The organism is Bacillus sp. 196mf (assembly GCF_003217275.1).
In the GTDB taxonomy this organism is placed as follows: domain Bacteria; phylum Bacillota; class Bacilli; order Bacillales; family Bacillaceae_G; genus Bacillus_A; species Bacillus_A thuringiensis_S.
Genome location: NZ_QJTG01000056.1, coordinates 1 through 9,193, shown reverse-complemented (window position 1 = coordinate 9,193; position 9,193 = coordinate 1). Strand labels below are relative to the sequence as shown.

Genomic DNA, 9,193 nt, shown 5'->3' with positions numbered 1-9,193 from the left:
GAGACAGTTCGGTCCCTATCCGTCGTGGGCGTAGGAAATTTGAGAGGAGCTGTCCTTAGTACGAGAGGACCGGGATGGACGCACCGCTGGTGTACCAGTTGTTCTGCCAAGGGCATAGCTGGGTAGCTATGTGCGGAAGGGATAAGTGCTGAAAGCATCTAAGCATGAAGCCCCCCTCAAGATGAGATTTCCCATAGCGTAAGCTAGTAAGATCCCTGAAAGATGATCAGGTTGATAGGTTCGAGGTGGAAGCATGGTGACATGTGGAGCTGACGAATACTAATAGATCGAGGACTTAACCATATAATATGTAGCAATGTTATCTAGTTTTGAAGGAATATGCCTTCATAGTTTGGTGATGATGGCAGAGAGGTCACACCCGTTCCCATACCGAACACGGAAGTTAAGCTCTCTAGCGCCGATGGTAGTTGGGACCTTGTCCCTGTGAGAGTAGGGCGTCGCCAAGCAACTTTAAGACGAGTCAGAATGACTCGTCTTTTTTGTATGCTTTCATACCTCTATCAATTGCATTTTTAACTCCTTCTAAATAAGAAAATCCATATTTTTTATCTGGCTCTAAGTAAGTTCCTTCAGCCCACTCATTCCATGCGTTAATAAATAAAAACTCGCTGTTATAAAAAGAGTAAGTACGATGAATTTGCTTGCTTAAATATATGGTGAACTTTTCAGGGGTAGAACCTACAAAGATGCTGCTATTTGCGTTTTTACGTCGTGCAGTATTATCCCAATCAACAAAAGCCCCAGGAAATGTTTTTTTCTTTGGGAGCGATCGTTGTAATATATACATCCATACTTTATCGTAGTCCCAAACATTCAATTGCATATCAGAATCATATATGACCTTATTTATGTCTGAAGAGCTATCATGGGCAATTGTATAGAAAGGTTCAAACTGAATGCTAGCATCGAATCCATTTATATTAGGTAGTGGAAAACTGTTTAATGTTTCAGCAAAGTATATGCCTTTTAAACCATTTTCTCGCGCTAATGCATTCCAGTAATTAAGCATTTTTTCACAATCAGGAATATGTCCTGGACGATAAATAATGAATAGAGGTTTATCATCTATATAAATATATCTCTCATCTTGGAAAGCCTGTAATAAATAATCAAAGTGTTCCTTCCAATCAGATATATCTCCGTAATCTTGAGGCATTAATATATGTTTATCGAGACCATCCCAAGATTTTGTCCATGGTTCATTTGCCCAAGAAAGACAAAAAGGGAAGTCAGGTTCCTTCATCTTTAGTACGTCATTAAAGGGTGTTTCTAATAGTCTTTTTCCCTTAAACCAATAATGATAATAACAAAAACCATATATACCGTATGCTTTAGCGATTTCTGCTTGCCACTTTCTTACGGAGGGGCTAGTTAAGTCATAATAAAAATCTTGATAAGGTTCCCTCGGTTGATAATGTCCTGAAAATAAAGGGCGTGCACTTTTAGTATTTGTCCATTCAGTAAATCCTTCCCCCCACCATCGATCATTTTCTTTAATTTGATGGAATTGTGGTAAGTAAAAAGCGATTATTTTCAAAGTATATCCCCCTCATGTTTTTCGTAGTTCAATTGTTGGGAAGGTATTCTTGATTTGGTGGAGCAATTTTAAACCAAGAGATATGTTAGCTGTTTACTGCTTTTTTATGGTATGTATTGAATTTGTTTTTACAGCTTACTTAATAAGAGAGTATTAGGTAATTTGATATATAGCTGAAATAGAAAGTGCTTTTCGTCATGAAATTAAGTGTATTACGTTGAATAAAAGGAATTAAATTTTTTGAAGGACAAAGAGGGCTTGAGGTAATCGATTTACATCATCAAAAAAGTCTTGTAGCTTTAAATATTTCTCATAATGATTTTCAATATAAGTCCTAGGTATAACGGTTTCTCCGTAAAAACTACTATTTCTAACATCCCCTGCACCAGTAGCGCTGTGGACAAATTTTCCGTTTTCATAATCCGAGATAGCGCGATGTATATCTGGAAAAGCTTGAGATAAAGTTTTATGCCATCCTGTTTGAATTAATTCAGGATGTTCGTGGAATTGTTGACAAAAATCAAGAAAATAGCGCGCTTGTGTTGTTGCGATGAAAATTCCACCAGGGCGAAGAACTCTTGAAAATTCTTTTATCCAATTTTCAGCAGTTTCTTCGGATAAATGTGAGAATACAGAATAAGCGAATATGATATCTAATGAATTGTCACTAATAAATTCTACAGGGGGATGTGGACTTGCTGTTTTATATATCCCTCTTCCTAGTGTTTCATTACAAAGTGTGATCATCGCAGGATCCACATCAATGCCAAGTAAATTTTGATCAGAAGCATCTTTAAATAAGAAGCGTATAATTCTTCCCCATCCGCAGCCGAAGTCTAAAACTTTACTTTCTTTATTCACGGGAACACCTAAATTCTGGGCGTATTGTTTTATATAGCTATAAAACAAATATGCTTCATAAAGAGCATGTTCATAGGAAGCACCTACAAATTGTTTTTGAATTTCTTCAGGAGGAAACCTAGGTACGGGAACCCCATTTATCGTTGTTTGGGAACAACTTTGTATAAATAAATTTAGAAGTTCAACATCAGATAGTGAATTAACAAGATTATCAAAATCACTTCCTAACTTAAAGTTATGCATTTGTCAAACCTCCGAATTATATAGTGATTAAACCTTATTTTCTTGCTTTTTACTAATAAAAACATGTAAAAATTCAGCATCTAACCCGAGTGATCTATCCTTTTGTAAATAAACAATGGTATACATATTTGTGTGTGTATAAATATATTCAATCATATCTTGCCCCCAATCGAACGTTACTAAAGACCCGTTCTCATCAATAGGGTTTCCGTGATAAATGGGCTCTTCAATATATTCAATCACCTCTTTATTCAATCTTGCTCTTTGCACAGTTTTTGTGAGTGTATGATACCAAGGGACAGTAAATACATGAGCGCCGCCAGGTTTTAATACTCGTTCTATTTCTTTAAAGGCTTTGTTTGGCGTCATTACATGCTCAAAAACGTCTTGAGTAATGAATAAATCAAAAGATTCATTTTCAAAAGTCATGTCTTCTAAGTTCTCACATCTAATTCCTTGAAAGTATTGGCCAAGAGGATAGTTTTTAAAGTATTGAGAATATGTATAGTTTTTACAGTTTTTTAATAGTAGCTGAGTTGTAATTCCTCCAGGAGAGGATTCGTGGATACTATAGGAATCCCATTTTGGAAAAAATGTGTGTAAAGTATGGATTAAAGCTCGCTGCCTTGGGATAGAGTTACATGTAGAACATAAATAATGATCTCTAAGCCAATCATTATGCTCTATAAATGTAGCTTTCTTTTCGCAAATAACGCAGTACCCATTATTCTGTTTCAAATTGATTTCCACACGACATCACTCCTATGTTACATGCAATCTATTTATGGAAAGTATGATACACGTCAACAATCGGCGAAATCAAAGGGAATAGGTGAAAGTTAGGTATCTCTTAAAATAGCGATTAGGAAAAGGGAATAATCAGTTGAAGAGAACCCGACTCGAATTAAAGTTTCACTTTATGCTATGCGATGCATTAGCTTTTATTCATAGAAAAATGTATAGACTTAAAGTATCCCTCTCGTGTACGGGTACATTTCAAAGTCCTGTGCATATATTTCTGTAACTAAATCCATAGTTTCTTTATCATAAAAGCTTTCGTATGTTGGAAATCGTGGGAAGGCTTCATCTGTAATGCTAAGTTCTGCATAGCTCCCTGCATAAATCATCTTGTGGGCGCGATGATGATCTGAATTTGTAAGAAGTGCTAAATTAGATTTTATCAAATCGTACGTGTGTTCTAGTTTGGTGATTTGTGCATTAAAATCTTCTAAAGGAATATAACATTGGATGAAGTTTTCTTCACCGGGGACGTATTGTTGGCTAAAATGTATATCTATTGCTAGGGAATTGGAACCAAATGCCTGAACGTAATATAAAAATTGTTTAAATGATATTCCTTGATTACTATATTTATCATTATAAAAATAATGACGGATACTTTCCCATTGGGGGCTAGCGTATGGATTGTCAGCAAGTAATAGAAATGAGCTGACAGCCCTTGTATAGGGATTTCGCACAAGTTTACAAACATCCTTTTTACCTTCTAGAAGACCATTCTGTAACTCTGGTATGTAATTTATATTGTTCTTATACACCCAGAACTCATAGTAATGAATAAAGTCATTGTATTTCTTTGCTTCAGTAAATAATCCAATTTGAAAAAAGAACCAATTAGCTAATGCGGTGCATCCGCTTCTGTGACTCCAAAATAGTATAAGGGGAAAGTCTTTATGGTAATGCGGAATTCGGTCTTTATGTAGAATTACATGATTTAAAAGCTCTTGATTTATATTTTTCATGAGTTTCGCACTCCTTTTTTTGAGAACCTTGTGTATGTAGAAGTTTTTTTATGGGTTAAACAAGTGAGGATTGTTTATTAAATATATTCATGGGGATGAGTAAATATTATGAGTGTTTTTGCAGTCAATCTGAATAAGGAAGTTATTCCGAAATGAAAATAGAAAATAAAGATAATGAAAATTTATAACAAACATACAATGATAAGAAGATGAATAATCGAAATGATCCAGTTTATTTGTTTATATTTTTAGGTTTGACGATGAGAAAAATTTATTACTAGAGAGATGATATTATGAGGAAGAATAATTATTTAATAGTAGGTGGAAATAGTTTCATTGGTATCAACCTCGCATTGGGTTTATTGAAACAGGGGCAAAATGTAAAAGTATTTTCCAGACATATAAATAATTTTCCTCAAAATATTATAAGTGAAGTTGAATTTATTAAAGGTGATTTAGAAAATGTTGAGGATATATATAAGGCTTTAGTGAATATAGATATTATTATTTATTTAGCTGCGACGTCTAACGTAGCAACTTCAATTGAAGATGTTTTCGGCGATATTAATAGCAGTTTATTTTTTCTTAATTTCATGGAAAGTGTTAAAGATTTTCGTATTAAAAAAATTATATTAGCTTCTTCGGGAGGCACAGTTTATGGTGAACCTGAATATTTGCCTATTGATGAGAAACATCCATTAAGACCACTTTCCCCGTATGGAATAACAAAAGTTTCGCTCGAGAATTATTTGTATTTTTATAAGAGAAAATATGGAATAGATTATGTTGTATGTAGATATTCTAATCCGTATGGAAAATACCAAAACCCCTTAAAAAAAGTTGGGGCGATAAATTGTTTTTTGTATCAGCATCTCAGTAATGAAAGGATTAATATATATGGGAATCCAGAGGAGATTATTAGAGATTATATTTATATCGATGATTTAGTTGAAATTACTATACAACTAGCACAATTAAATCAATTGAAATCTTGCGTATATAACATAGGGAGTGGCAAAGGTCTTTCTTTAAAACGAATTATTGTGGAACTAGAGAAAATAACAGAAAGAAAAGTGGATTTTATCTGTTATAAACAAAAACAAGAGAACGTCCAAAGAATCATTTTAAATATTGATAAGATAAAACAAGAATTGAATTGGGAACCTAAAATAGATTTTAAAAATGGGATTAGATTAAATAAGCTATGGATTGAAGAGTTCTTATATAGTAAAAAATAATAAACCACACTCTACTTGTATTTAAGCAGAGCGTGGTTTATTATTTTACTTCTTTTTCTATTACCCAAAGGTCTTGATGTTCCCACCAAAATCCTTCAGTATACTTTTTGATGATTGGGTTATAGGGCAATAATTTAATTTTGTCACATACGTAAGAGGGGCTAACTATCGTTTGTCCGTACTGATTAACATCTAAATCGAATTGTTCACTAGAAGAGAGAAACCAATAGCCCTGTTCGTTTAAATTTGGAAACCCGAAATATTTTTTACTTTGATAGCCATGGGTTGTGAAAATGAATAAACCACCAGGTGAAACAGCGTTATACAATGTTTGAAGCCAACGAAACCAAGTTGTATCAGGCATATGAGAAAAAAAGGATAGACAAAAAACAATATCGTACGTAGAGGAGTCTAATTTTAACTGTTCGGGCTCAGGATGAGATAATATAGAAGGATTATTTAATTTGTTTTCAATAAAGGAAATGGCCTCTTCGTGTATATCACAAGCGGTTATACTCAAATTCGCTTGTAGATTTAATAAATGACGTGTTACGCAGCCGTATCCAGATGCAAACTCTAACAATTTGATTGGATTGCCTGTAGGAGGATAAAGGGAAGTGATTAAGTCTAAGAGTATTTGTGCTGAGTTTTGCCCGTCTTTAAAATAGTAATCTATCGCTTCTTTTTTTGATGGGAAAACGGGATTAGTGACAATGAACTGAAAGATATGATCCTCAGGATGGATACTTGCATTTACATTGTAGCTGTGTGCGATTTGAGAAATTAAATCTTTATGTTCCTCTATAAAGTCTTTCAAAGAGTATTCCCCCTTAAATAATAGTATCGCCTTACAAGAGATATTGATGGCAGAGAAAGCATACGTTTAAATTTTTAAGTATGTTTTAAGATACTTTCTATATGTATACATTTTCATTTTAGAAATGTCATCGATAGTAAAGCTTTCTTTAATGAAATTTTGCATTTGCACAACTTCATTGTAATGGGAATATGAATCTTCTGTTCTTGTTACACTATTTAAATGTCGTCTATGATAGTTTAGAGGGGCTGGATTGAAGTAAATATCTCCCTCTGTAAGAAGAGAAACATAGAAGAACCAGTCACCAGCTATTTTGAACTTTTCTAACTGTTTTTCTGTTTTCTTCATATCTATATTTTTAAAAACTACACTCGAGACATTAGGTATAGTGTTTTTGATAAGTAACGTATCTTGTATTTCGTCGACGCCTTTTCGAAAATAGGGGGCTTTCCATTTCTCTTCATCGATATCATTTGTGTAATTTAAATAATGATTAGCCAATACATTTCCTTGTTCGTCTATTTGTTTTGATTGTGTGTAGCTTAAGGCAATATTGTTATTTATATAAAACCCCTGCATCACCTCTTGTAAAAATGTCTTATCGCATAAGTCATCGGCCTCTGCAATCCAAATATAATCACCAGTTGCTGCAGTGACGCCTTTTATCCATTGTTTAAATACAGAACCAGAGTTTGTATCATTAATAACCTGTTGAACCTTCAGATGGATCTTATTTTCTTTTGAGAGTAGTTCTTTAAATGTTGATACGCTATGATCAGTGGAGGCATCGTCTAAGAAAATTAGTTCGTAAAGAGGGTAGGTTTGGTTTAATATTGATTCGATTCGATCAGGTAAGTATTTTTCATAATTATAGTTTGGTATGATTACGCTTATCTTTTTGTAATTATGTTCGAGAAGATCTAGTAATTGATAAATGTAAGTAAGAAAATTGAAGTTTTTTTCGATAAGTTCTTGGCCAAAGCTTCCCTTTTGTAATCGTAATCCCTCATCATGAATAAATTCATATATTTTTTCTAGCATTTTGGGTAAATTTAAAAAGTCTACTAAGGCACCAGTTTTTTCTGTAACAACATCCTCAAAACCTCCAGCATTTTTAAACCCTATAACAGGAAGTTTTGCATCTAATGCTTCTAAAACAACATTTGGAAAAGGATCTTCCCTTGAAGTTAATAAGTATAAGTCAGCTCCGGCGTTATATAATCCGATATCGGGAGTAGGATCGACTACTGTGAAATGTGCTTTATATTTAGGGGGCAGTGTATTCAGGAATTGAACGTCTGTTCTCCCTACCCAAATAAAATGAATATCCTTGTGAGTCTTTCTTACTGAGTAAGAGATAAGTGAGAATAGATCTATTCCTTTTCGATAATCTGCGAAGCCTACACCCAAGATGATTTTGCTATCTAGAGGCAGGTTAAGCTTCTTACGTAACTCATTTCTAGCTTTTGCAATATTGTTCTTATAAGGATTGTGGTTAAACAAACCTTGAGGGAGAATGTGACATTTTTGAGGATCCAATTCAGTGATTGTACGAAATTTTTCATGTACGTATTGTGAAGGGAAAACAACTTTGTAAGCAAATTCAGCGATGTTTTTAGCTTTCCCTTCAGCAGAGTACTGTTGTATTAAATGCGGTAATTCATGTATTAATGAAACAACTTTTATATTGTGTCTAGCTAGTAATGCGACGATATCGCCACTTATGACAGTGCTACATATGGCGAGGGTAAAATCCTGTGATAATAAATCTTTTATTAATAATTCGACCTTTTCTTTTGTTTGATAATCTTGCTCGAGACAATAAACAGGGCCGTGCTTTTGGAAATCGGGAATTAAAATACCGGATCCAATAGAAATAATTGCAACAGAGTAATCAAAGTTTTCTTTAAGAGCCTTAATAGTATGTAAAGAAAGTAGCTGTGCTCCGTGGAAATGGGCATCATGGGATACATAAATTATCTTTTTATTAACATGCATTTCATAACGCCTCCTAAGTTTATTAGATTTCTTTTCCTTTTTGTTGATTAAAGGTAAAGAAGAGAAATGGTTTATATATAATCCCCTAGAGATGAGCAGAAGGGGGACGTACTAAAAGAAAAAATATTATCCTTAATATATATTTACTTGGTCTCACATTCATTCTTTAGAAAAGTATTAGTATTAAGTTAGGGGGTGTAGTCTGCAGATTGTTAGTTTGAATACATATGTTTAAGAAGTTCTAAGGATGTGTTAGAAATTAAGAGAGCAAAGCTTTTATAATTTATAAAATAAAAAAGATAAAAAGTATTGACGATTGATCTACAGGGGTGTAATATAGGAAAAGTCGCCGATGACATTAACATTGAAAGCGACAAACGAAATGAAAAACTTAGTTGACATTACAAAATAGAAATGTTAACATAAGGAAGTCGCAAATGAGCGACCAAGTAGTTCTTTGAAAACTGAACGAAACAAACAACGTGAAACGTCAATTTTTATTTTTAGATGCTAGACAAACTAACTTTATTGGAGAGTTTGATCCTGGCTCAGGATGAACGCTGGCGGCGTGCCTAATACATGCAAGTCGAGCGAATGGATTGAGAGCTTGCTCTCAAGAAGTTAGCGGCGGACGGGTGAGTAACACGTGGGTAACCTGCCCATAAGACTGGGATAACTCCGGGAAACCGGGGCTAATACCGGATAACATTTTGAACCG

General features: G+C 34.0%; 7 protein-coding genes and 3 rRNA genes. 4 read left to right on the top strand and 6 right to left on the bottom strand.

Going from position 1 to position 9,193, the window contains the following annotated elements:
* Window positions 1-303: ribosomal RNA gene (locus ATL10_RS29655) — 23S ribosomal RNA — on the top strand; the annotation flags it as partial.
* Window positions 304-351: 48 nt separating this feature from the next.
* Window positions 352-467, top strand: a 5S ribosomal RNA gene (gene rrf, locus ATL10_RS29650).
* Window positions 468-481: 14 nt separating this feature from the next.
* Here rrf and ATL10_RS29645 read toward each other — a convergent pair.
* The 4 genes from ATL10_RS29645 to ATL10_RS29630 all read right to left on the bottom strand — a co-directional run bounded on the left by ATL10_RS29645 (window position 482) and on the right by ATL10_RS29630 (window position 4,422).
* A complete protein-coding gene (locus ATL10_RS29645; RefSeq protein ID WP_110498175.1) occupies window positions 482-1,558 on the bottom strand; it encodes a glycosyltransferase WbsX family protein in 1,077 nt (358 codons plus the stop codon).
* A gap of 231 nt (window positions 1,559-1,789) precedes the next feature.
* Window positions 1,790-2,662, bottom strand: a complete 873-nt coding sequence (locus ATL10_RS29640; RefSeq protein ID WP_000551407.1) for a class I SAM-dependent methyltransferase — start codon at window positions 2,660-2,662, stop codon at window positions 1,790-1,792.
* 27 nt (window positions 2,663-2,689) lie between these two features.
* A complete protein-coding gene (locus tag ATL10_RS29635; RefSeq protein WP_000405128.1) occupies window positions 2,690-3,412 on the bottom strand; it encodes a class I SAM-dependent methyltransferase in 723 nt (240 codons plus the stop codon).
* A 215-nt stretch (window positions 3,413-3,627) separates the two neighbouring features.
* Entirely contained in the window at window positions 3,628-4,422 is a 795-nt protein-coding gene (locus tag ATL10_RS29630) for a sulfotransferase family 2 domain-containing protein (protein ID WP_000790050.1), read from the bottom strand.
* A 293-nt stretch (window positions 4,423-4,715) separates the two neighbouring features.
* Between ATL10_RS29630 and ATL10_RS29625 the strand changes: the two genes are divergently transcribed.
* On the top strand, window positions 4,716-5,660 hold the full coding sequence (locus ATL10_RS29625) for an NAD-dependent epimerase/dehydratase family protein (protein WP_001230828.1): 945 nt from the start codon (window positions 4,716-4,718) through the stop codon (window positions 5,658-5,660).
* 40 nt (window positions 5,661-5,700) lie between these two features.
* Here the strand turns inward: ATL10_RS29625 and ATL10_RS29620 are convergent, their stop codons facing one another.
* Both ATL10_RS29620 and ATL10_RS29615 read right to left on the bottom strand, forming a co-directional pair.
* On the bottom strand, window positions 5,701-6,477 hold the full coding sequence (locus tag ATL10_RS29620; protein ID WP_000651236.1) for a class I SAM-dependent methyltransferase: 777 nt from the start codon (window positions 6,475-6,477) through the stop codon (window positions 5,701-5,703).
* A gap of 66 nt (window positions 6,478-6,543) precedes the next feature.
* Window positions 6,544-8,475: a glycosyltransferase gene (locus ATL10_RS29615; RefSeq protein ID WP_090979091.1), complete on the bottom strand. Its 1,932-nt coding sequence runs from the start codon at window positions 8,473-8,475 to the stop codon at window positions 6,544-6,546.
* A gap of 525 nt (window positions 8,476-9,000) precedes the next feature.
* Here ATL10_RS29615 and ATL10_RS29610 point away from each other — a divergent pair.
* Window positions 9,001-9,193 (top strand): 16S ribosomal RNA (locus ATL10_RS29610); the annotation flags it as partial.